At 43.7% G+C, this 556-nt stretch carries 1 pseudogene; it reads left to right on the plus strand.

Annotation, left to right across the window (positions count from 1 at the left end):
- Positions 1-556 (plus strand): annotated as a pseudogene (locus R7Z50_RS30030) (GGDEF domain-containing protein); the annotation flags it as partial.

The raw sequence follows: 556 nt of genomic DNA on the forward strand, positions 1-556 counted from the left end.
TTTGGTTCTCAACTGTGACCTAAAAGAAAGTAAGTACGCGTGGCCTTATTGCGGTATCTCCGTTTACACCGATGTGAAGCAAGCGACTAAAGGTTTGGATCTTTCCAGTTACCATACCGTTCGTCTTAAAATTCGTTATGAAACGGCGGGAGAGGGGCAAAGCCCAAGCAAAAACTTGCGCCTGTACCTGCGTAACTTCAATTCGGCCTATTCAGATCCGAATGATGAATACACCATCAAATACAATGGCATGCAGTTTTCTCCATCGAATTTTAGTGAAACCATCGAGATTCCGATTAAGAACTTACAGGTAATGACCTGGTGGCTTGCGGATAACAAGGTCGATATTGAACATTCTGCGCCAGAGTTTTCGAACATTACGCGTATTGATATTGCCACTGGTTCGGGTGCTGCGCTTGGTCAGCACAAAATTGTGATTGATAAGATCGAATTTGAAGGTGCCTATCTTGCACAAGAGACGTTGTTGTTTGCTCTATTGTTTTCTTGGATGGCTTTAGGGCTGGCTTTCTCTCTGCATGAACTACGGAAAAACAGA

It is taken from the genome of Vibrio sp. 1249-1 (assembly GCF_033340495.1).